Source organism: Stenotrophomonas maltophilia (genome assembly GCF_001274595.1).
GTDB lineage: Bacteria > Pseudomonadota > Gammaproteobacteria > Xanthomonadales > Xanthomonadaceae > Stenotrophomonas > Stenotrophomonas forensis.
This window is the reverse complement of the sequence record NZ_CP011010.1, coordinates 1,536,253-1,557,226: the sequence shown is the minus strand read 5'-3', so window position 1 is coordinate 1,557,226 and position 20,974 is coordinate 1,536,253. Positions and strand designations below refer to the sequence as shown.

Genomic DNA, 20,974 nt, shown 5'->3' with positions numbered 1-20,974 from the left:
CACGGCCGGCAGGCCCGCGCCGGGGGCGGCGGGGCTGCCATTGTAGTCAAAGCGGGCGGGCGCGCCGTGCGCCCGGGCTTCACAGCTGGCGCAGCAGGCGCTCGAAGGCCTGCGCGGAGGCCTCCACGTGGTGCTCAAGGCGGTGCCCATCATCGACCAGCAGCAGCTGCGCCGAACGCGCCTGCGCCCAGGCGATGACCCCGGCGGCCGGCACCACCTCGTCGTGCCAGGCCTGCACCACCGTGGTCGGTACCGCGGCGGCATCCAGCGCCGGCATCGGGCCCATGGTGGTCGGTGGCACCATCAGGAACAGGCCGGCCACCGGCACCTGCAGCGAGGCGATGGCGGAAATGTAGGCACCGAGGCTGGAGCCGGCCAGCACCACCGGCCCCTGCCCGGCGGCAATGGCGGCACGCTCGACCAGGCGGCGCAGGCGGGTCGGCACGTCGCCCACCCGGCTGACCTCGCTCATCGCGTCCAGGTCGGTGTAGTCGGGGCGTTCATGGGTCCAGCCCAGGCGTTGTGCCACCTCGGCCAGCGCGGTGACCTTGGTCGCGTCCGGGCCGCTCTCGAAACCGTGCGACAGGATGCAGTGGCCGCGGCTCATGCGCGCGCTCCGCGCGAGCGGGCCGATGAGGAAAGGGAAGGCAGGTTCATGCCGCAATGCTAGCATCGCCGGATGCCCAACCCGCTCCTGCCCGGCCTGCAAGTGCAGCCCCTGCCCTACCACGACCGCCTGCCGCTGCGCGACCCGGCCACGCTGGAGATGGTGGTGATCCACTGCACTGAGCTGCCCGACCTGGCGATGGCCCGCGAGTACGGCGAGCGCGTGCTGTACGACAGTGGCGCCGGCAACAGCGGCCACTTCTACATCGATCGCGACGGTCGCGTGGTGCAGTACGTGGCACCGGAACGGGTGGCCCACCACGTGCGCGGCATGAACGCACAGACGCTGGGTATCGAGCTGGTCAATACCGGGCGTTACCCGGACTGGTTCGACAGCCGCCACCAGGCGATGGACGAGCCGTACACCGAGGCGCAGCTGGTGGCGTTGGAACAACTGCTGCTGGCGCTGGTGGCGCACTATCCGTCGCTGCGGCGGATTGCCGGGCACGACCAGCTGGATCTGGAGCAGGTAGTGGCCAGCGACGATCCAACGCTGCGAGTGGCGCGCAAGCGTGATCCGGGGCCGTTGTTTCCGTGGGCGAGGATTCTGGCGAAGGTGCCGCTGCAGTCGGTGGGTTGATCGGCAGGGCTGCGCCCTGCACCCGCAGAGGCAACGTCAACGTCAACGTCAAAAGCGGGCTGTCGGTGGGATGGCGGGGTGGGTCCGGTTGCGGGGGACGCCGTAAATACGTCCATGCAGGCTCGGTCGCCGCATCCATGCGGCTCACGCCCCCGCAACCGGACCCACCCCGCCTTCGACAGATTCCGGCTGCTGTGGGTGGGTGTCGACCTTGGTCGACACGGTAGATCCACGCCATGCGTGGATGAACGTCGAATCGTTCGGAATGGGCTTTTGTAGAGTCGAGCCGCGCTCGACTGCTCCTGGCCCGGATTGCTCACGCGCCGCTGGCCACCGGGCGGCTGCTGTCGCTGACCCAACCGCTCCAGGAATCGGCGTAGATGCGTGCGCCGGACAAACCGGCCGATTCCATCGCCAGCAGCAGATGGCAGGCCGTCACGCCAGAGCCGCACATCAGCACCACCTGTTGCGGATCGCGGTTGCCGATCACGCCCTGCAGTTCGGCGCGCAGTTCCTGTGCATCACGCAGGCGGCCGTCGGCGACGTTCAACGCAAACGGACGGTTGACCGCGCCGGGTACGTGACCGGCGACCGGGTCCAGCGGCTCCACTTCGCCGCGGAAGCGTTCGCCCGCGCGTGCGTCGACCAGCCAGCCCGGCGCGTGCTTCAGACGTGCGCTGATTTCATCGGCATTGGCGATCTGGGTGGTGTCGAAACGGCCCGGGTAAGCCGGCAGCGCCGTTACTTCGCCCTGGCCGGTTGCCAACGCGTGACCTGCGGCCTGCCACGCGGCGATACCACCATCGAGCACAGCCACCTTGGTGTGCCCGATCAGGCGCAGCAGCCACCACAGGCGCGAGGCGGCCATGCTGCCGTCGCTGCCGTCGTAGACCACCACCTGGGTGTCGGGACCGATACCCCACTGGCCCAGCTTTGTGGCGAAGGCATCGCTGTCCGGCAGCGGATGACGGCCGTGGCCGCTGCGGGTCAGATCCGACAGGTCCCGATTGAGGTCGGCGTATACCGCGCCCGGAACATGCCCCGCCAGATACTGGCCGCCACCGGCCTGCGGATCAGCCAGCGATGACCGCGCATCGACCACGCGCACGGCCGTGCTGGCGGTTGCACGCGCGTCGACCACGCGAACGCCCTCGCCCAATGCAGCGGCCAGGGTGGCGACATCGACCAGGGTGGTCCACGGCGGATCGATCGGCTTCATTGCACTTGCTCCAGGCGGCGACGCAGGTTGTAGAGGATGGCCGCGGTCGCGCCCCAGATGCGCTGGCCCGGCCAGCCGTATTCAAGGACGTGGCGGATGCGGCCGCGATGATTGATTTCGACCTGGCGCAGGTTGTCGGCAGCCATCAGGTAGTCCAGCGGCACCTCGAACACCTCGGCCACTTCGCTGGGTTGCGGCACCGGCACGAAGTCCGGATCCACCACCGCCACCACCGGCGTGACCCGGTAACCGGTGATCGTCACGAAGGGATCCAGGTAGCCCAGCGCCTGCACCTGGCCGGGCGCCAGCGCGATTTCTTCCTGGCTCTCGCGCAGCGCAGCGGCCAGTGCATCGCGGTCGTCCGGTTCGGTGCGACCGCCGGGGAACCCGACCTGGCCACCATGGGTGCGCAGGGTCTCGGTACGGCGGGTGAGAATTACCTGTGCGCCGTTGGCACGCGGCACGATGCCGGCCAGCACCGCCGCTTCCACGGGGGGGCCGGGCGGCAGGAGGTCGATCAGTTCACTGCGGTTCCAGCCGTCGCCAAGCGGCGGCACGGCCAGCGGATGCAGCGCGCGCATCAGGCGTTCGTGGTCGGCCAGTGAGCCGCGCAATGATTGCTGAAGCTGTTCGCGCAGCGGTTGCACGCGATGCAGGATGCGGCTGCGTTCCTCGTTGCTCATCGACGACCACCTTGCGATCTCGTCGAGATGCCGCCCGCAGCCGGTGCACTGCCGGTCTGGATCCAGCTTGCACACTCCGATGCAGGGACTTGCGACAACACGCGCCGATTCTTCCATTGTTTGCACCCTGCAACAGTAGCGCGAATGGGCTGGATTTGCGCGTCAGGCACTGCACAAACAAAAACGCGCCGGTGGGATCACCGGCGCGTTTCGTCTACTGCTTTGATGTTACTTGACGCTGACCAGCTTGATCTCGAACTGCACAGCCACGTTCGGCGGGAACGGGGTGCGCGGGTCGGCACCGTAGGCCTGGTCCGGCGGCAGGGTGACTTCCCACTTCGAGCCTGCCGGCATCTGCAGCAGGGTCTCGCGCATGGCCTTCATTTCGACTTCGCTGACCTTGATCGACGGGATCTGCTGGGCCGGACGGGCTTCGGTCGGACGCTGGCCGTACGGGAACGGACCGGCCACTTCCAGCTGCACGGTGCTGGCCTGGGTCGGCTTGGCACCCTTGCCGGCTTCGATCACGCGGTACTGGACGCCGCTCGGCAGGGACTGCACGCCGGCCTTGGCCTTGTTCGCCGCGATGAACTGATCGCTCTTGGTCTTGTTTTCGGCAGCGGCCTTTTCGTACTCGGCCTTGGCGGCCTGGGCACGGCCCTGCTCGCGCTTCTGGAACGCTTCAACGGCCGGCTTCAGCTGCTCGGCGGTGATCGCCGGCTGCTTCTTGGCGTAGGCGTCCTGCAGGCCCTTCACCACCGAGTTGATGTCCAGCTGCTCACCGCGACCGGTCAGCTCCGCCAGGTTGTTGCCGTAGTCGTAACCGAAGTAGTAGCTCAGCTTGCCCTTTTCGGACGAAACGTCCTGGGCGAAGGCATTGCCCGTCAGGGCCAGGGCCGCGACGGCGACCGCGATAGAACGCAACTTCATCAAACAGTTCTCCAGGGGTGGTAACTCAGGGACGTTCTGCGCCGCCCTGAGGCGACGGGTTAGGATAACGGGCGCAACGTGTAACCGCTACTCACGATGCAGGCTATGACCCGTCTGCGTTCGCGGAGTTCAATCTCACTTTTTTTTAACGTTCCAGGAGTTTCCCCGTGGCCGATGCCCTGATCGCTGTCGCCGACGACGGCGCCATCCGCACCGTGACCGTCCAGCGCCCGGACAAGCTCAACGCCCTGAATGCCGCGACCCTGCAGGCCCTGGCCGAGGCGTTCAGCGCCGCCGCCGCCGACCCGGAGGTACGCGTGGTGGTGCTGACCGGCGCCGGCCCCAAGGCCTTCGTGGCCGGCGCCGATATCGCCGAGATGAACACGCTCAGCGCCGTTCAGGGACGTGATTTCTCGCTGCTCGGCCAGGGCCTGATGCGCCAGATCGAACGCATGCCCAAGCCGGTCATCGCGCGCGTGAATGGTTTTGCGCTGGGTGGCGGCCTGGAACTGGCGATGGCCTGCCACCTGCGCATCGCCGCCGATACCGCCAAGGTCGGCCAACCGGAAATCAACCTCGGCCTGATCCCGGGCTTCGGTGGCAGCCAGCGCCTGCTGCGCCTGTGCGGCCGTGCCGCCACCCTGGAGCTGTGCCTGCTGGGTGCACCGGTCAATGCAGCACGTGCGCTGGAACTGGGCATCGTCAACGAGGTGGTGCCCGCCGACGCGCTGGACAACCGCGTGCAGGACGTAGCCCGCCAGCTGGCACGTTCGGCGCCGCTGGCCCTGCGTGGCCTGCTCGATGCGGTGCACGTGGGCGGCGAATGCAGCCTGGAAGCCGGGCTGGAGTACGAAAGCGCGCAGTTCGGCCTGCTGTTCGCCACCGAGGACATGCGCGAAGGCACCAGCGCCTTCCTGCAGCGCCGTCCGCCGGCCTTCCAGAACCGCTGACGCCATGGCATCCCGACCCAACCCCGCGCAACTGTTCGCCCGGGTCCAGGCAGACGATCTCGATGGCGCCCTGCAGGCCGGGCTGATGGACTATGTCGCCCGTGCCGGCGACGAACAGTTGCTGCCCGGCCACCCCGAGTTGCCGCAGCGCCTGCAGCAGGCCCAGCAGCAGCTGCACGCCGCGTGGGCCGCGCGCGAACGCTACCGCGCCCGTGCGGTGCGGCTGGCACGCCGTGAGGCCGAACGCGACGCACGCCGGACACCCGCCCCGGCGTCGGACGTGAAGCCGGCCCTGCCCGCTGCCGCCGCCGCCATTCTCGCCCGGGCCAAGGCCCGCGCCACCGGCAAGGAGCAGTAATGGCCACGGTGAAGAAGACCGCGCGCGCACCGGCGCGCCGTGGCGGCGTGATGCCGCGTGCCGACGTGGTGGAAATGTTCACCCGCCTGCGCGAACTCAATCCGCACCCGAAGACCGAACTGGAATACAGCTCGCCGTTCGAACTGCTGGTGGCGGTGGCGCTGTCGGCACAGGCCACCGACGTCGGCGTCAACAAGGCCACGCGCCGCCTGTTCCCGGTGGCCAACACGCCGGCGAAGATCCTCGCGCTGGGCGAGGACGGCCTGAAGCAGTACATCGCCACCATCGGCCTGTTCAACGCCAAGGCGAAGAACGTGATCGCCACCTGCGCGATCCTGCTGGAGAAGCATGGCGGCGAAGTGCCGCGTGACCGCGATGCGCTGGAGGCGCTGCCCGGCGTCGGCCGCAAGACCGCCAACGTGGTGCTCAACACGGCGTTCGGCGAGCCGGTGATGGCGGTGGATACGCATATCTTCCGCGTGGCCAACCGCACCGGGCTGGCCCCCGGCAAGAACGTGCGCGAGGTGGAAGACAAACTGGTGAAGGCGATTCCGGCCGAGTTCCTGCTCGACGCGCATCACTGGCTGATCCTGCACGGCCGCTATGTGTGCAAGGCGCGCAAGCCGGATTGCCCGGGTTGCGTGATTGCCGACCTGTGCCGGTTCAAGGACAAGACCACGGCCGAAGCGTGACGCGGACCGTGTTGTGACGAAACGAAGACGGCGGGCACCAGGCCCGCCGTCTCGATTTCAGACACTGTGTTTGAGGTGATCAGAACGACAGGTCGCCCCAGACGCCGAATTCCTTGGTCTTGTCGTTCTTCTTGTCGCCGGCGTTGGCCAGGTGCGTGTACTTGTACACGGTCGACAGCTTGAGGTTCTTCATGACCGGGAACTCGACACCGACGTTCCAGTACTTGTCGCTCAGGGTCGGGTCCAGGGTCTTGCTGACGTCGGTGTCATCGTAACGACCGAACACGTTGATGCCGCCGTCGGTGACGCGCACGCTGCCCCACACCGACCAGCCGCTGGTCTTGTCGGTGGCAACGGTCAGCACGTTGTTGAGGTTCTTGGCCTGGAAGTACTCACCACCGACGCGGAAGTTGCTGTCGGCGTAGGCCACCATCGCGTTGGCGCGGGTGTAGGTGTTCTCGGCGCTCTGGATGTCGGTTTCCTTGCCCAGCTTGCCGCTGTAGCCACCGACGGCGACCACGAAGTTCTCGTTCGGGGTGTAGGCCACGCGGCCTTCCACGTCCATGCCCTTGCTGCGGGTCGGGTTCTTGTAGCCGGCGCCGGACACGACCGAGACGGCGTAGTTGAAGTTGTTGCCCAGGTTGCCGAAGCCATGCAGGCCCCAGTCGGACGAGTTGCCGTACTTCAGGCGATCGGTCAGGGTGTTCTCGACATAACGCATGCCGTAGAACTTCTCGACGTACGGGATCCACGGCATGTCGGCGGCACCGACGCGCAGGTTGAAGGCCGGGTCGAAGCTGCCCTGCACGTAAGCCTTCTTGACGAACAGTTCGGTATTGCCGATGGCCGAGCTGTACTGGAAGTCGGTGGTCAGGTTTGCCGACCAGATGTCGTTGAACTTGTGGTCGACGGTCAGGTAGAAGCGCTTGACGTCCAGACCGGTGCCGCTGGCGGCGGTGTCCTTGCCGTTGCTGGTCTTGTCGATGTTGGTCAGGTCGAAGAACATGCGACCGCCGATCTTGTTGTCATTGACCAGCTTGGCCAGCTTGTCGACGCTGGTCTGGGTCTTCTGTGCACCTTCCAGGGCCTGGGCCTGGGTGATGTTCACTTCGGACTGCGCGTCGGACTGCGCCTGCAGCGCCTGCGAGTCGCTCTGCAGCTGCTGGACCTGGGCCTGCAGAGCAGCGATCTGCGCCTGCAGCTGCTGCAGCTGTGCCTGGGATACGCCCGTGCTGGCGGGAGCTGCGAAGGCGTCGGCGGAAACCAGACCGAGGCTTGCAACGACCGCGGCGGCGAGCAAATGGGAACGCATTTTGGATTTCTCCAGAGGGTTGGAATGGCTTGGGCAGAACGCCACGCCGGCAGGCCGGTCAAGCGTTTTGCGAACATTCCGTTAAAACCATGACAGCCGAATGACAACCTGAGCACCAACCACAGATTTCTTCGTGCGGTCATGCGTACGACGCATTTGTCGCGCCATCCTTGTCGATCCCTTGCGGCATATGGCGTGATGTATCGGGGTCGACGCGCAGGCCGCCCGCCGCGCGGCATCCACCTGCCGCCCGGTTGCGCACGAAAAACGCCGGATCGCTGCGGAATGCCCGGAGCACACATGCATCGGACAGGCCGTCAGCGACATATAGAAAGGGGTCACAACGGGTGCGTCGTTCCTTCACGCCCCTGCCGCACAGGCGCCGGGCAGCGCTGTAATGGATGCGTCATACAACGGTCCCTGCGCTGTCATCGAACCGTTATGGAATGTGCACCGGGCGGGTAACCCCGCATCCCAATCAACCCAGGAGCCACCCCGTGATCCACGCCTTCAAGTCGCGCGTTGCCGTTGCCGTCTTCGCAGCGTCGTCCGTGTTCGCCGCCAACGCCGCTGAAATCACCGGCGCGGGCGCCTCGTTCATCTACCCGGTGATGTCGAAGTGGTCGGCCGACTACAACGCCGCCACCAGCAACAAGGTCAACTACCAGTCGATCGGCTCCGGCGGTGGTATCGCCCAGATCAAGGCCAAGACCGTTGATTTCGGCTCGTCCGACGCCCCGCTGAAGCCGGAAGAACTGGCTGCTTCGGGCCTGGCCCAGTTCCCGTCGGTGATCGGCGGCGTGGTGCCGGTGGTCAACGTGGCCGGCATCGCTCCGGGCGCGCTGAAGCTGGACGGCACCGTGCTGGCCAACATCTTCCTGGGCAAGATCAAGACCTGGAACGACCCGGCCATCGCCGCGCTGAACCCGGGCCTGACCCTGCCGAGCGCCAAGATCACCGTCGTGCACCGTTCGGACGGTTCGGGCACCACCTTCAACTTCGTCAACTACCTGTCCAAGGTCAGCCCGGAGTGGAAGAGCTCGGTCGGTGAAGGCACCTCGGTCCAGTGGCCGGCCGGCATCGGCGGCAAGGGCAACGAAGGCGTTGCTGCCTACGTGAAGCAGATCAAGGGCGGCATCGGCTACGTCGAACTGTCCTACGCACTGCAGAACAAGCTGTCGTACACCGCGATGAAGAATGCCGCCGGCAAGTTCGTGCAGCCGAGCGACGCCTCGTTCGCCGCCGCTGCCGCCAGCGCCGACTGGGCCAGCGCCAAGGACTTCTACCTGGTGATGACCAACGCCCCGGGCGCCGAGTCCTGGCCGATCACCGCCACCAACTTCATCCTGGTGCACAAGAAGCCGAAGAATGCTGCCAACGGCAAGGCCACCCAGGAGTTCTTCCGCTGGGTCTACAAGAGCGGCGACGCCCAGGCCCGCCAGCTGGACTACGTGCCGCTGCCGGACAGCCTGGTCCGCCAGATCGAGACCTACTGGTCGCAGAACCTGAAGTAAGCAAGCGCGTTCCCCCGCAGGAACGGGATCGGCGGGTCCTCTCTCCCCCGCCGATCCCACCCGGGCGCGAGATCCTCGAGATCTCGCGCCTTTCTCGTTTGCCGGTGGCGTCGAGCTTGCTCGACTGCCCCGGGTGGGTAGAGTCGAGCTTGCTCGACTGCTCCTGGTCGGCCCTAGTCGAGCAAGCTCGACTCTACGAAGGGCCAAGGACTCGGCTGGGTGCTGAAGTGTGCGGACCAACGGTCCGCACCTACCGAGAGCATGGAGCAGTCGAGCAAGCTCGACGCTACGGAGGCCATCCGCCGGTCATACCGTGCGCAGATCCGGGGTCTGCGGGGGTCTCCCGGATCGTGGCCGACCCTGTGAAACCCTTGTCGGAACGTGATCCAGGACACCTCTGTCATGGTCGTAATACGGCTGTAACAAAAACATCATTTCATAGCCGCATCCGCCGACCCCGTCGGCTCTTCCCCGCTATGGAGTGACCATGAAACTGCACTCGGCCGGCCTTGCCGCCCTTTCCCTGGCCATCGCCCTGGGCCTGTCGGCCTGCGGTGGCGACAAGCAGGCCGCACAGCAGCCGGCTGCCGACGGTGCTGCCGCTCCGGCCGCTGCCGGTGCCAAGGTGACCGCCGAGGTCTCCGGCGCGGGCGCATCCTTCATCTTCCCGCTGGTCTCCAAGTGGTCGGCTGACTACAACGCCAGCACCGGTGCCAAGATCAACTACCAGTCGATCGGCTCCGGCGGCGGCATCGCCCAGATCAAGGCCGGCACCGTCGACTTCGGTTCCTCGGACAAGCCGCTGAGCAGCGAAGAGCTGGGCCAGGCCGGCCTGGCCCAGTTCCCGTCCGCCATCGGCGGCGTGGTGCCGGTGGTCAACATCGAAGGCCTGGAAGGCGGCAAGCTGCGCCTGAGCGGCGCCCTGCTGGCCGACATCTTCCTGGGCAAGGTCAAGACCTGGAACGATCCGGCCATCGTCGCCGCCAACCCGGGCGTGAAGCTGCCGGACGGCAAGATCACCCTGGTCCACCGTTCGGATGGTTCGGGCACCACCTTCAACTTCTCCAACTACCTGTCCAAGGTCAGCCCGGACTGGAAGGCCAAGGTCGGCGAAGGCACCTCGGTGCAGTGGCCGGACGGCGTGGGTGGCAAGGGCAATGAAGGCGTCGCGTCCTACGTGAAGCAGATCAAGGGTTCGATCGGCTACGTCGAACTGGCCTACGCGCTGCAGAACGGCATGCCGTACACCGCCATGCAGAACGCGGCCGGCAACTGGGTCGAGCCGAGCGCGGAGACCTTCGCCGCCGCGGCCGCCAGCGCCGACTGGGCCAGCGCCAAGGACTTCAACCTGGTCATCACCAATGCCCCGGGCGACCAGGCGTGGCCGATCACCGCCACCAACTTCATGCTGATGCAGAAGCAGCCGAAGGACGCCAAGCGCAACCAGGACACCCTGGCCTTCTTCAAGTGGGCCTTCGAGAACGGCCAGGCCCAGGCCAACGAGCTGCACTACGTGCCGCTGCCGGCCGAACTGGTCAAGCAGATCGAGGCCTACTGGGCGACCGACCTGAAGTGATGGTTACGACGGTGCCCGCCCCGCGCGGGCACCGCTGCTTCCACGCCATGCCGCCCCGCCCCTTCCTGGCCCAGCCGTCCCCATGAATGCCATCGCCCAGCCTGTAGCCGCCCCGTCCACGCGTGATGCGCGTGATGCCCGCAACGACAAACTGTTCCGATGGGTGCTGGTCGGCACCGTCATCTTCGTCCTGATCGCCCTGGCCTGCGCCGCGCTGTCGATGCTGTGGGGCGGCCGCCATGCCCTGCAGATGCAGGGCCTGAGCTTCTTCTTCTCCGCCGACTGGAATCCGGTCGAAAACAAGTTCGGCGCCCTCGCCCCGATCTACGGCACCCTGGTCACCGCGCTGATCGCAATGGTCATCGCCGTGCCGGTCAGCTTCGGCATCGCCTTCTTCCTCACCGAAGTCGCGCCGCGCTGGCTGCGTGGCCCGGTCGGTACCGCCATCGAACTGCTGGCCGGCATCCCCTCGATCATCTACGGCATGTGGGGCCTGTTCGTGCTGGTGCCGGTGATGACCGAGTACGTCACCCCGTTCCTCAACGAAACCCTGGGCGAGTGGCCGATCATCGGCCCGATGTTCCAGGGCCCGCCGCTGGGCATCGGCATGCTCACCGCCGGTTTCGTGCTGGCCATCATGGTCATTCCATTCATCTCTTCGGTGATGCGCGAAGTATTCCTGACCGTGCCGACCCGCCTGAAGGAGTCGGCCTACGCGCTGGGCTCCACCAAGTGGGAAGTGAGCTGGGACATCGTGCTGCCCTACACCCGCTCGGCGGTGATCGGCGGCATCTTCCTCGGCCTCGGCCGCGCCCTGGGTGAAACGATGGCAGTGGCCTTCGTGATCGGCAACAGCGTGCGCCTGTCGCCGTCGCTGCTGGAGCCGGGCACCACCATCGCCGCGCTGATCGCCAACGATTTCGGCGAGGCCACTGAAACCTACCGCTCGGCCCTGCTGCTGCTCGGCTTCGTCCTCTTCATCGTCACCTTCGTGGTGCTGGCCATCGCCCGCCTGATGCTGATGCGCCTGTCCCGCAAGGAGGGCAACTGATGTCCACCACAGCTGATTCGCTGTACCTGCGCCGCCGCATCGGCAATGTCGTTGCCATCACCGCGTCCTGCGCCACCGCCCTGTTCGGCCTGTTCTTCCTGGGCTGGATCCTGTTCACCCTGGCCTCCAAGGGCCTGGCCGGCATCAACCTGGATCTGTTCACCAAGATGACGCCGCCGCCGATGCAGGAAGGCGGTCTTGCCAACGCCTTCTTCGGCAGCGCCGTGATGTGTGCGCTGGCGATCGGCATCGGCACCCCGCTGGGCGTGCTGGCCGGTACCTGGCTGGCCGAGTACGGCAACGCCCGCAAGGCCGGCACCGTGGTCCGCTTCGTCAACGACATCCTGCTGTCGGCGCCGTCGATCGTGCTCGGCCTGTTCGTCTACACCCTGTACGTGATGCAGACCGGCGGCAACTTCTCGGCATTCGCCGGTGCGCTGTCGCTGGCCTTCATCGTGCTGCCGGTGGTGGTGCGCACCACCGACGAAATGCTGCGCCTGGTGCCTTCGCAGATGCGCGAAGCCGCGCTTTCGCTGGGCATCCCGCAGTGGAAGGTGATCGTGCAGGTGCTGTACCGCAGCGCGTCGGCCGGCATCATCACCGGCATCCTGCTGGCGCTGGCGCGCATTTCCGGCGAAACCGCCCCACTGCTGTTCACCGCCTTCGGCAACCAGTACTGGAACAACAACATCTTCCAGCCGATGGCCTCGGTGCCGGTGGTGATGAACCAGTTCGCCGGCAGCCCGTATGAATCCTGGCAGGTGCTGGCCTGGGCCGGTGCCCTGGTGCTGACTGTCTTCGTGTTGCTGGTCAGCCTTGCCGCCCGCGGCATCCTGCTGCGCAACCGTATCTCCCATGACTGACCTTTCCGTGGATAACGCCATGAACGACCTTTCCAATGCCGTGCCGATGCAGCGCATCGCCGTGCCGTCCTCGCACGAGAGCCTGCACACGCCGTCGCCGGTCAAGCTGGCCGCGCGTGGACTGGACTTCTACTACGACAAGTTCCACGCCCTGAAGGGCATCAACCTGGAGATTCCGGAAAAGCGCGTGACCGCGCTGATCGGTCCGTCCGGTTGCGGCAAGTCGACCCTGCTGCGCATCTTCAACCGCATCTACGCGCTGTACCCGAAGCTGGAAGCGCGCGGTGAGGTGCTGCTGGACGGCGAGAACATCCTGTCGCCGAAGTACCCGATGAACCGCCTGCGCAGCAAGGTCGGCATGGTGTTCCAGAAGCCGGTGCCGTTCCCGATGACCATCTTCGAGAACGTGGCCTACGGCATCCGCCACCACGAGAAGCTGAGCAAGGCCGACATGGCCGACCGCGTCGAGCAGGCGCTGCGCCAGGGCGCGCTGTGGGACGAAGTGAAGGACAAGCTGGGCCAGAGCGCGCTGGGCCTGTCCGGTGGCCAGCAGCAGCGCCTGTGCATCGCCCGTGCCGTGGCCCTGCGCCCGTCGGTGCTGCTGCTGGACGAGCCGACCTCGGCGCTGGACCCGATCTCGACCAGCCGCATCGAGCAGCTGGTGGAAGAGCTCAAGCACGAGTACACCATCGTCATCGTCACCCACAACATGCAGCAGGCCGCGCGCGTGTCCGACTACACCGCCTTCATGTACCTGGGCGACCTGATCGAGCACGACCGCACCGAAGTAATCTTCTCGCAGCCGTCGCAGCGGCAGACCGAGGACTACATCACCGGTCGCTTCGGCTGAAACGTCAGTCGAGCGTGGCTCGACTCTACAGACAACGGCAGTCGAGCATGGCTCGACTCTACAGAGTGGAACAACCATGAACCTTCCCAACGACCACATCGTCAAGAGCTACGACGAAGAGCAGCAGCGCCTGGTGGCCGAAATCGTGCGCATGGGCGAGATGGCCGTCGCCCAGCTCGAAGCAGCGATGGACGTGATCGAGAAGCGCGACGAGAACGCCGCCCATCGCATCATCGCCAACGATGAAGCCATCGACGCGCTGGAACAGCAGATCAGCCACGACGTGATGCGCCTGGCGCTGCGCGGGCCGATGGCCCGCGACCTGCGCGAGATCCTGGCCGGCCTGCGCATCCCGGCCGACATCGAGCGCATCGGCGACTACGCGGCCAATGTCGCCAAGCGTTCGATCGCACTGGGCAAGGTACCGCCGCTGCCGCAGATCCAGGGCCTGCGTGCGCTGGGCCGCCTGGCCGCGCAGCAGGTGCGCCGCGCCATCGCCGCCTACCGCGACAACGACGCCGACGCCGCACTGGCGCTGCGTGAGGACGACGCCCGCCTGGACGCGCAGTACACCGCGCTGTTCCGCGAGCTGCTGACCTACATGATGGAAGACCCGCGCAACATCACTCCGTGCACCCATCTGCTGTTCATGGCCAAGAACCTGGAGCGCGTGGGCGACCACGCCACCAACATCGCCGAGAACGTGTGGTTCCTGGTGCACGGCGAGCAGCCGCTGCCGCCGCGCGAAAAGCGCGACGAGACCTCCAGCACCGGCCAGCCCTGACGCTGCACTGCAACACGTGAGTTGACTCCATGGTGGCCGCTGTCCTTGCGACAGCGGCCTTCTTGTTTCTGGGCATTCCGGCCACCGGTCTCCCCTTCTGTAACAAACCTCACGAAAATTTGAGGTCTTGGCGAGGATTCGTTGAGTAGGATCGCTGCACCATCGTTTCCACCGGCACCCCTGCCGGCCACCCGGGCACCCGCCCACACCACCCAGGAGCACGACCGATGAGCAGTTCCAACAAGACCCTGTCCCTGCTGACTGCTACCGCCCTGGCCGCCGGCCTGGGCATGACCGCCAGTGCCTCGGCCCTGAGCATGAGCGACCTCGCCCAGGGCTACCTGGTGGCCGGCCAGGCTGCCAAGGCCAGCACCGATGCCAAGGCCGCCGATACCAAGATGGCCGCCGACGCGACCAAGCACGCCGAAGGCAAGTGTGGCGCCGACGGCAAGAGTGCTGAAGGCAAGTGCGGCGCCGACAAGGGCAAGGCTGCCGGTGCTGCCGCCGGTGCCAAGGCCAAGACCGGCGACAAGAAGTCGGCTGAAGGCAAGTGCGGCGAAGGCAAGTGCGGTGGCAAGCACTGACGTCCGCGCCAGCATCGTCCACCCGCGGTCGCCGCTTCGCGCGGCGGCCGCCGGGTTGGGCCTGCGCCGGGCGCTGCTGCAGGATCTGCGTGATGCACCGGCCGGCGACTTCGATTTCCTCGAATGCGCGCCGGAAAACTGGATCCATGTCGGTGGGCCCGCCGGCGACGCGCTGGCCGAACTGGCGCAGCGCCACCCGCTGAGCTGCCACGGCCTGTCATTGTCGCTGGGTGGCAGTGCGCCACTGGATACCCAGCTGCTGGAGCAGGTCGGCCAGTTCCTCGAGACCCATCGCGTGCCGCTGTACAGCGAGCACCTGAGCTACTGCAGCGACGACGGCCACCTGTACGACCTGCTGCCGATCCCCTTCACCGATGAAGCGGTGCGCCATACCGCGGCGCGCATCGCCCGCGTGCAGGACCTGCTGGGCCGACGCATCGCGGTGGAGAACGTGTCCTACTACCTGGCACCGGAGCCAGCCATGGACGAACTGGCCTTCACCAACGCCGTGCTTGCAGAAGCCGACTGCGACCTGCTGCTGGACGTCAACAACGTCTACGTCAACGCCTGCAACCACGGCTACGATGCCGACGCCTTCATTGCTGGGCTGCCCGCCGAACGCATCGTCTGCCTGCACGTGGCCGGGCACCTGGATGAAGCACCCGACCTGAAGATCGATACCCACGGCAGTGCGGTGATCGATCCGGTCTGGGAGCTGCTGGCGCGTACCTATGCGCGCATCGGCGCGCGCCCGACCCTGCTCGAACGCGACTTCAATTTCCCGCCCTATGCCGAACTGCAGGGCGAGCTGCAGACCATCCGCCGCCTGCAGGCCACGCACGCCGGTGGCGGTCATGGCTGAGGCTCCCGATTCCCTGCGTGCACAGCAGCATGCCTTCACCGCGCACCTGCGCGACCCGCAGGCGGTGGCCGCGCCGGCAGGCCTGGAACCGCGTCGCGTGGCGGTCTACCAACGGCTGCTGTTCAACAATCTGCTCGGCCTGTTGAGCAACGGTTTCCCGGTCTGCGTGCGCCTGCTCGGCGAACCCGCCTGGAGCGCGCTGGTGCGCCAGTACTTCGCCACGCATCGCTGCCAGACGCCGTTGTTCACCGAGCTGGCCGCCGAGTTCGTGCAATGGCTGCAGGCACGGCCGCAGCTGCCGCATCCGGCACTGGCCGAGCTGGCCCACTACGAGTGGGTGGAAACCGCGCTGTACCAGCTGGCCGCCGAGCCCCTGCCGCCCGCGGCAGACATCGATCCGCTGCAGGTGCCGCTGCAGCGCTCGCCGCTGGCCTGGCCGCTGCTGTACCAGTGGCCGGTACATCGGCTCGGCGCCGAGGACGCGCCAACGCAGCCGCCAGTCGAACCGACCGGCCTGCTGGTACGCCGCGAAGCCGATGGGGAGGTGCGGTTCGCCGCGCTCAGCCCGCTGGCGGTGTACCTGCTGGCCAGCATCGGCGAGCAACCCGGCCTCGAGGGCCAGGCCTACCTGCAACACCTGGCCAACGCCCACGGGCTGGCCGAGGACGCGCTGGCCGGACCCGGTGCCGCGTTGCTGCGGCAGTTCCTGCAGGCTGGCGTGATCGGCCCGCTCCCCGCCCCTCCCTGACCCCCTTCCGCGGAGATCCCCTGATGAACCTTCCGACCCTGGCCGTCGCACGCGGCCAGCTGGACCGTCTCGCCCCCTGGCTGGCCCCGCTCGGCCTGCGCCTGCTGCTGGCCTGGGAATTCTTCGAATCCGGCCGCGAGAAACTGCAGGGCCAGAACTGGTTCGCCGACCTGCAGGACGCCTTTCCGTTCCCGTTCGATCAACTACCGCCCGCCCTGAACTGGCAGCTGGCAACCTGGTTCGAACTGCTCGGCGCGGCCTGCCTGTTGTTGGGGTTCGGCACCCGTTTCGCCGCCACCGGCCTGCTGGTGCTGACGGTGGTAGCAACCTATGCCGTGCACTGGCCGATGGAATGGCACTCGCTGGGCGACCTTGCGATGGGCTATGCGATCAGCGACCAGGGCTTCGGCAACTTCAAACTGCCGGTGCTGTTCATGGCGATGCTGCTGCCGTTGATCTTCACCGGTGCCGGCAAGCTGAGCGTGGATGCGTGGTTGTCGCGGTGGTTTCCATCGGGCATGACGGTCCGGCCCGCGGCCCGGTAGGCGCTGACCGGGGTCCGGCGCGCTCTGTGCCAACCAAGGTTGGCACCTACCGGGTTCCAGAGGTTGGCACCTACCGGGTTCCAGAGGTTGGCACCTGCCGGGTTTCAGGGGTTGGCACCTGCCGGGAACCTGGTGGTGTGGTGCTCCGGTGGGTGTCGACCTTGGTCGACACGCTCCTGCGCAGGGTACCCGTGCGCCACAGGCCAGCCGGGCGCTCGGGGGCGCTCTGCTAGAATTCACGCATGACTGACCCCACCCCCGCACCTGCCGCCGCTCCCGATTCCGCAGTTCCCCAGGCGCAGCGCGCGATGTCACAACGCTTCCGCGGCTTCCTGCCGGTGGTGGTCGATGTGGAAACCGGCGGTTTCGACAGCCAGCGCAATGCCCTGCTGGAAATCGCCGCCGTGCCGATCGAGATGGACGAGAACGGCCTGCTCTACCCCGGCCAGACCGCCAGCGCGCACGTGGTGCCGGCCGAGGGCCTGGAGATCGATCCGAAGTCGCTGGAAGTGACCGGCATCATCCTCGACCATCCGTTCCGGCTGGCCAAGGAAGAGAAGGCGGCACTGGACCACATCTTCGTCCCGGTGCGCGCCGCGATGAAGAAGTACGGGTGCCAGCGCGCGATCCTGGTCGGCCACAACGCCCATTTCGACCTCGGTTTCGTCAATGCGGCCGTGGCGCGCACCGGCCACAAGCGCAATCCGTTCCATCCGTTCAGTGTGTTCGACACGGTCACCCTGGCCGGCATCGCCTACGGGCAGACCGTGCTGGCGCGTGCGGCCACGGCCGCCGGACTGGGCTGGGACGCGAATGAAGCGCACAGCGCGGTGTACGACACCGAGCAGACGGCGCGCTTGTTCTGCACGATTGCCAACGCCTGGCCGCGCTGAAGCAACGCTTCGCCGCGCTGTCGCGCGATAGTCGAGCATGGCTCGACTCTACAGGTCTGCGCGGGTGAATTCCGTGGTGGGTGCCGACCGTTGGTCGGCACTGTCGGTTGGGCATCCAATCCATCCACGCCATGCGTGGATGCGATCAACCAATACTCGTACGATCGCGGCCGTCGCTCTTGGCCCGGTACAGCGCGCGGTCGGCGCGCTGGTACAGCAGCGCCGGGGTCCGGTCATCCGCATCCAGCTCCACCAAGCCTGCGCTGAAGGTCACGCGCAGGCCGTCCACGCCGGCCCAGTCCGGATGGTCATGGAACAGCCCGCGCAGGCGTGCGCACAGCTGCGCGGCTTCTTCCAGGCGCGTGTCGTTGAGCAGCAGCGCGAACTCTTCGCCACCGGTACGCGCGGGCAGGTCCGAATCGCGGCTGGCCGCGGCGATCAATCGCGCCACCTCCACCAGCACCGCATCGCCGATGCTGTGGCTGTGGCGGTCGTTGACGTCCTTGAAGTGATCGATGTCCAGCACCACCAGGCACAGCGGATGACCGCTGCGCTGGGAGCGGGCGAAGTCGCGGGCCAGGGTTTCATCGAAGCCACGGCGATTGGCCAGCCCGGTCAGGGCATCTTCGCGGGCCTGCCGCTCGAACGCCTCGGCCTGCCGTGCCAGGCGCTCGGCCAGCTCGGTCTTTTCCTGGTTCAGTGCCTGCAGGTGCACGGTCTTGGCCTGCAGGTCGAAGGTCGCCTCGTCCACGCGCCGGGCCAGGCGCAGGTTGCTGGCCTTCAGCTGCTGCAGCAGCAGGCGGTACAACGCCACCAGGCCGGCCAGCAGCAACAGCCCGCCCAGCGCCTGCACGCTGCGGCGCTGCCACCAGAACGGCTCCACGGTGAAGCTCCACACCGCTTCCTGCTGGCCCCAGGCCCCCGCCGGGTGCGCAGCGGCCACGTGCAGGGTGTAATCCCCCGGCGGCAGGCCGACGAACTCGACGCTGCGCTGCGGGCCGCGTTCGACCCAGCCGGCATCCAGGCCCTCCAGCCGCGTGCGGTAGCGGATCCGGTCGGACATCAGGTAGCTCAGGCCCACGTAGCTCACCGCCAGGCGACGGCCGCCGGGAATGTAGTTGCGGTCGGGGCCTTCCCAATGCACCGGCGCACCATCCACCTGCACGCTCTCGATCGCCGCCGGCGGTGACGGGCGTTCACGGAAGCGCTGCAGGCGCTGCGGATCGACCGTGCTCAGCCCGCCCGCGGTGACCACCCAGAACGTGCCGTCCTGGCGCAGGATCGCCGACGGGCCCGAACTGCCGTTGGCCTGCGCGTTGGCCATGCCGTCGATCTCGTTGTAGCGCTCCACCAGCACCCGCGGCGCGCGGCCGTCGGCCACCGCATTGAGCGTGGCCATGTCGGTGCGCAGCACGCCGCGATTGCTGCTGACCCACACGTTGCCAAGGCGGTCGGGCACCAGCTGGAACACCGCATCCACCGGCATGCCCTGCTCCAGGCCTACCCGCGCCAGCCGGCCGTTCTGCCAGCGGTACAGGCCGCGGTCGCTGCTGATCCACATCGCATCGCCCAGTTGATGGAAGCCGAACACGCTGCGGCCGCCGCCCATCGGGGCCAGGTCGATCGACTGCACGTGGTTGCCGCGCAGCACGCGGATGCCTTCGATGGTGCCGATCCACAGGTTGCCCTGGTGGTCATGCTCGAGCGCGGTGATCAGGCCACCGGGCATGCCCGGCACGCTCGATACCTGCACGCGGTCGCCGTCGATGCGGACCACGCCCTTCTGCGTGCCGGCCCAGACCACGCCCTGCGCATCCACGCTGATCGCGCGGATGTTGCCTCCCGGCATGCCATCGGCGGCCGCATAGTTGTGCCGCAGGCTGCCGTCAGGGCCGAGGCGGTAGACACCGTCACCGAAGGTGCCGACCCACAGATCCCCCGCCGGGCCCTGCGCCAGGCTGAGGACCGACGGCGCCTTGCCGCCCCGGTTGTGCAGCGGCACCGCACGGAAGCGGCCGTCCGGCGTCTGCAGGTCCAGGCCGCTGGCGCTGCCGACCCACAACTGGCGGTCACGGTCCTCGAACACGGTGCGCACATAGTCGCCACTGAGGCCATCGCGCTCGGTGTAGCTGCTGAACAGTGTCTCGCGCAGGCGGTACAGGCCGCCGTTGGCACCCACCCAGATGCTGCCCTCCGCATCCTCGCGCAGGCTGACAACGCGCCCGCCGGGCAGGTTCAACCCCGCCGGCAGCCGCTCCAGCCCATGCGTGGAGATCCGCAGCAGGCCCTGGTTCTCGGTACCCAGCCACAGGTCGCCGTGGCGGTCCTGCAGCATCGCGGTCATGTGCAGCTGGCCCGGCAGGCGGTGCACCAGCACCAGCTGATCGTCCTCCACCCGGTACAGGCGCTCGCCGGCGACGATCCACAGGGCGCCATCCGGAGCGCGGTACGGCCACGACAGCCCAGTACCTGCGCCCAAGCCCCACGCGGCAGGTGCGCGCTTGAGCACACCGTCGTTGTCACGCAGCACCAGCCCATCGAGCGTGCCGACCCAGACCCGGTCCTGCGCGTCGACCACCAGTTTGGTGAAGCTCATCGCCATCGGCAGATCAGCCGCCGGCGCCTGGTAGACGATGCCCTTGTCCGGCACCAGGTAGCCGAGCCCCTTGCCTTCGTACAGCAGCCACAGGCGCCCCTGGCTGTCCATCTGCATGGACTGGATCAGTACCTGCGGGGTATCGCCCTGATGCTCCCAGACCCGCCACTGGCCGTCGTTGCCGCGATGGCTGACATTGCCGCGCGAATCGCTGATCCACAGCCCGCCCTGGCGATCGACGTAGAGCGCGCCGATGCCGTTGTCGCGCAGGCCCGGGCGGGTACTGCGGTCGAACACGGTGAAATCCAGGCCGTTGTAGCGCACCAGGCCTTCCCAGGTGGCGAACCAGAGATGCCCCTCCGGGGTCTGCGCGATGTCACGCAGCGAGTTGTGCGGCAGGCCGTTGCGCGAGGTCCAGACGTCGATCGCGTAGTCCCGCAGCGGCGGCGCGCCTTCCTGTGCCGCCAGTGGCGCGGCCACGGCCAGCAGCAGCCACAGCAGCCCCTGCCGCAATGCCCGCCTGAATGATGATCCGCGGCGCTCCGCCCAGCGCCTCGTGTCCCCCTGTCCGCCCATCAGCGCAGTGGCGGTGGCCAGCGGTGGCTGCGGGGTCTGGCAGCGTGCGGAAACGCGCGGGCAACGCGGGACGGCGTGCCGGCAGGAACGGGCTGGCTCATCGGGGGGAGGCTGGGGAGATGCGCAGATGATAGGCCAAACG

The 20,974-nt window shown here is 67.3% G+C and carries 21 protein-coding genes; 15 read left to right on the top strand and 6 right to left on the bottom strand.

Going from position 1 to position 20,974, the window contains the following annotated elements:
- Positions 1 to 79: 79 nt before the first annotated feature.
- Positions 80 to 607 carry an alpha/beta hydrolase gene (locus VN11_RS07160; protein WP_006428866.1) on the bottom strand — a complete coding sequence of 176 codons (528 nt, stop codon included), beginning with the start codon at positions 605 to 607 and terminating at the stop codon, positions 80 to 82.
- 72 nt (positions 608 to 679) lie between these two features.
- Between VN11_RS07160 and VN11_RS07155 the strand changes: the two genes are divergently transcribed.
- Positions 680 to 1,246: an N-acetylmuramoyl-L-alanine amidase gene (locus VN11_RS07155; protein WP_053449251.1), complete on the top strand. Its 567-nt coding sequence runs from the start codon at positions 680 to 682 to the stop codon at positions 1,244 to 1,246.
- Between the two features lie 316 nt (positions 1,247 to 1,562).
- On the opposite strand, the gene VN11_RS07150 is transcribed toward VN11_RS07155, so the two are convergent.
- The 3 genes from VN11_RS07150 to VN11_RS07140 all read right to left on the bottom strand — a co-directional run bounded on the left by VN11_RS07150 (position 1,563) and on the right by VN11_RS07140 (position 4,078).
- The gene (locus VN11_RS07150; RefSeq protein ID WP_053449250.1) at positions 1,563 to 2,465 is read right to left on the bottom strand and encodes a sulfurtransferase; all 903 of its coding nucleotides are present in this window, start codon (positions 2,463 to 2,465) and stop codon (positions 1,563 to 1,565) included.
- Positions 2,462 to 3,265, bottom strand: coding sequence for a CoA pyrophosphatase (locus VN11_RS07145; RefSeq protein ID WP_053449249.1), 804 nt, complete (start codon positions 3,263 to 3,265; stop codon positions 2,462 to 2,464). Before VN11_RS07145 ends, VN11_RS07150 begins: the two co-directional genes overlap by 4 nt.
- Before the next feature lie 111 nt (positions 3,266 to 3,376).
- Complete coding sequence (locus tag VN11_RS07140) at positions 3,377 to 4,078, bottom strand: FKBP-type peptidyl-prolyl cis-trans isomerase N-terminal domain-containing protein (RefSeq protein ID WP_005408797.1); 702 nt, start codon at positions 4,076 to 4,078, stop codon at positions 3,377 to 3,379.
- Positions 4,079 to 4,245: 167 nt separating this feature from the next.
- Here VN11_RS07140 and VN11_RS07135 point away from each other — a divergent pair, with 167 nt between their 5' ends.
- Genes VN11_RS07135 through nth form a run of 3 tightly spaced genes read left to right on the top strand, consistent with a single transcriptional unit; the run spans position 4,246 to position 6,078 of the window.
- Positions 4,246 to 5,028 (top strand): enoyl-CoA hydratase/isomerase family protein, encoded by a 783-nt coding sequence (locus VN11_RS07135; protein ID WP_053449248.1) that lies wholly within the window; start codon positions 4,246 to 4,248, stop codon positions 5,026 to 5,028.
- A 4-nt stretch (positions 5,029 to 5,032) separates the two neighbouring features.
- Positions 5,033 to 5,386, top strand: coding sequence for a hypothetical protein (locus VN11_RS07130; RefSeq protein ID WP_053449247.1), 354 nt, complete (start codon positions 5,033 to 5,035; stop codon positions 5,384 to 5,386).
- Positions 5,386 to 6,078 (top strand): endonuclease III, encoded by a 693-nt coding sequence (nth, locus tag VN11_RS07125; RefSeq protein WP_053449246.1) that lies wholly within the window; start codon positions 5,386 to 5,388, stop codon positions 6,076 to 6,078. Before VN11_RS07130 ends, nth begins: the two co-directional genes overlap by 1 nt.
- 79 nt (positions 6,079 to 6,157) lie before the next feature.
- On the opposite strand, the gene VN11_RS07120 is transcribed toward nth, so the two are convergent.
- The gene (locus VN11_RS07120; protein ID WP_053449245.1) at positions 6,158 to 7,390 is read right to left on the bottom strand and encodes a porin; all 1,233 of its coding nucleotides are present in this window, start codon (positions 7,388 to 7,390) and stop codon (positions 6,158 to 6,160) included.
- Between the two features lie 497 nt (positions 7,391 to 7,887).
- Between VN11_RS07120 and pstS (VN11_RS07115) the strand changes: the two genes are divergently transcribed.
- The 11 genes from pstS (VN11_RS07115) to rnt all read left to right on the top strand — a co-directional run bounded on the left by pstS (VN11_RS07115) (position 7,888) and on the right by rnt (position 17,660).
- Entirely contained in the window at positions 7,888 to 8,904 is a 1,017-nt protein-coding gene (gene pstS / locus VN11_RS07115) for a phosphate ABC transporter substrate-binding protein PstS (protein WP_008267138.1), read from the top strand.
- A 487-nt stretch (positions 8,905 to 9,391) separates the two neighbouring features.
- On the top strand, positions 9,392 to 10,480 hold the full coding sequence (pstS, locus tag VN11_RS07110; RefSeq protein ID WP_053449244.1) for a phosphate ABC transporter substrate-binding protein PstS: 1,089 nt from the start codon (positions 9,392 to 9,394) through the stop codon (positions 10,478 to 10,480).
- 82 nt (positions 10,481 to 10,562) lie between these two features.
- Entirely contained in the window at positions 10,563 to 11,531 is a 969-nt protein-coding gene (gene pstC, locus VN11_RS07105; RefSeq protein WP_008267250.1) for a phosphate ABC transporter permease subunit PstC, read from the top strand.
- On the top strand, positions 11,531 to 12,394 hold the full coding sequence (pstA, locus tag VN11_RS07100; protein ID WP_006428262.1) for a phosphate ABC transporter permease PstA: 864 nt from the start codon (positions 11,531 to 11,533) through the stop codon (positions 12,392 to 12,394). The genes pstC and pstA overlap by 1 nt, the downstream gene beginning before the upstream one ends.
- A 19-nt stretch (positions 12,395 to 12,413) precedes the next feature.
- Entirely contained in the window at positions 12,414 to 13,244 is an 831-nt protein-coding gene (gene pstB, locus VN11_RS07095; protein ID WP_005408788.1) for a phosphate ABC transporter ATP-binding protein PstB, read from the top strand.
- Positions 13,245 to 13,320: 76 nt separating this feature from the next.
- On the top strand, positions 13,321 to 14,028 hold the full coding sequence (gene phoU / locus VN11_RS07090) for a phosphate signaling complex protein PhoU (RefSeq protein WP_008265615.1): 708 nt from the start codon (positions 13,321 to 13,323) through the stop codon (positions 14,026 to 14,028).
- Between the two features lie 227 nt (positions 14,029 to 14,255).
- On the top strand, positions 14,256 to 14,612 hold the full coding sequence (locus tag VN11_RS07085; protein WP_053449243.1) for a hypothetical protein: 357 nt from the start codon (positions 14,256 to 14,258) through the stop codon (positions 14,610 to 14,612).
- Positions 14,599 to 15,474, top strand: coding sequence for an HvfB family MNIO-type RiPP peptide maturase (locus tag VN11_RS07080; RefSeq protein WP_053449242.1), 876 nt, complete (start codon positions 14,599 to 14,601; stop codon positions 15,472 to 15,474). Before VN11_RS07085 ends, VN11_RS07080 begins: the two co-directional genes overlap by 14 nt.
- A complete protein-coding gene (locus VN11_RS07075) occupies positions 15,467 to 16,222 on the top strand; it encodes an HvfC family RiPP maturation protein (protein ID WP_053449241.1) in 756 nt (251 codons plus the stop codon). Before VN11_RS07080 ends, VN11_RS07075 begins: the two co-directional genes overlap by 8 nt.
- 23 nt (positions 16,223 to 16,245) lie before the next feature.
- Positions 16,246 to 16,767, top strand: coding sequence for an HvfX family Cu-binding RiPP maturation protein (locus tag VN11_RS07070; protein WP_053449240.1), 522 nt, complete (start codon positions 16,246 to 16,248; stop codon positions 16,765 to 16,767).
- Positions 16,768 to 17,009: 242 nt separating this feature from the next.
- Positions 17,010 to 17,660: a ribonuclease T gene (gene rnt, locus VN11_RS07065; protein ID WP_006428023.1), complete on the top strand. Its 651-nt coding sequence runs from the start codon at positions 17,010 to 17,012 to the stop codon at positions 17,658 to 17,660.
- A 145-nt stretch (positions 17,661 to 17,805) separates the two neighbouring features.
- Here the strand turns inward: rnt and VN11_RS07060 are convergent, their stop codons facing one another.
- Positions 17,806 to 20,832 carry a ligand-binding sensor domain-containing diguanylate cyclase gene (locus VN11_RS07060; protein WP_053449239.1) on the bottom strand — a complete coding sequence of 1,009 codons (3,027 nt, stop codon included), beginning with the start codon at positions 20,830 to 20,832 and terminating at the stop codon, positions 17,806 to 17,808.
- Positions 20,833 to 20,974: the final 142 nt, after the last annotated feature.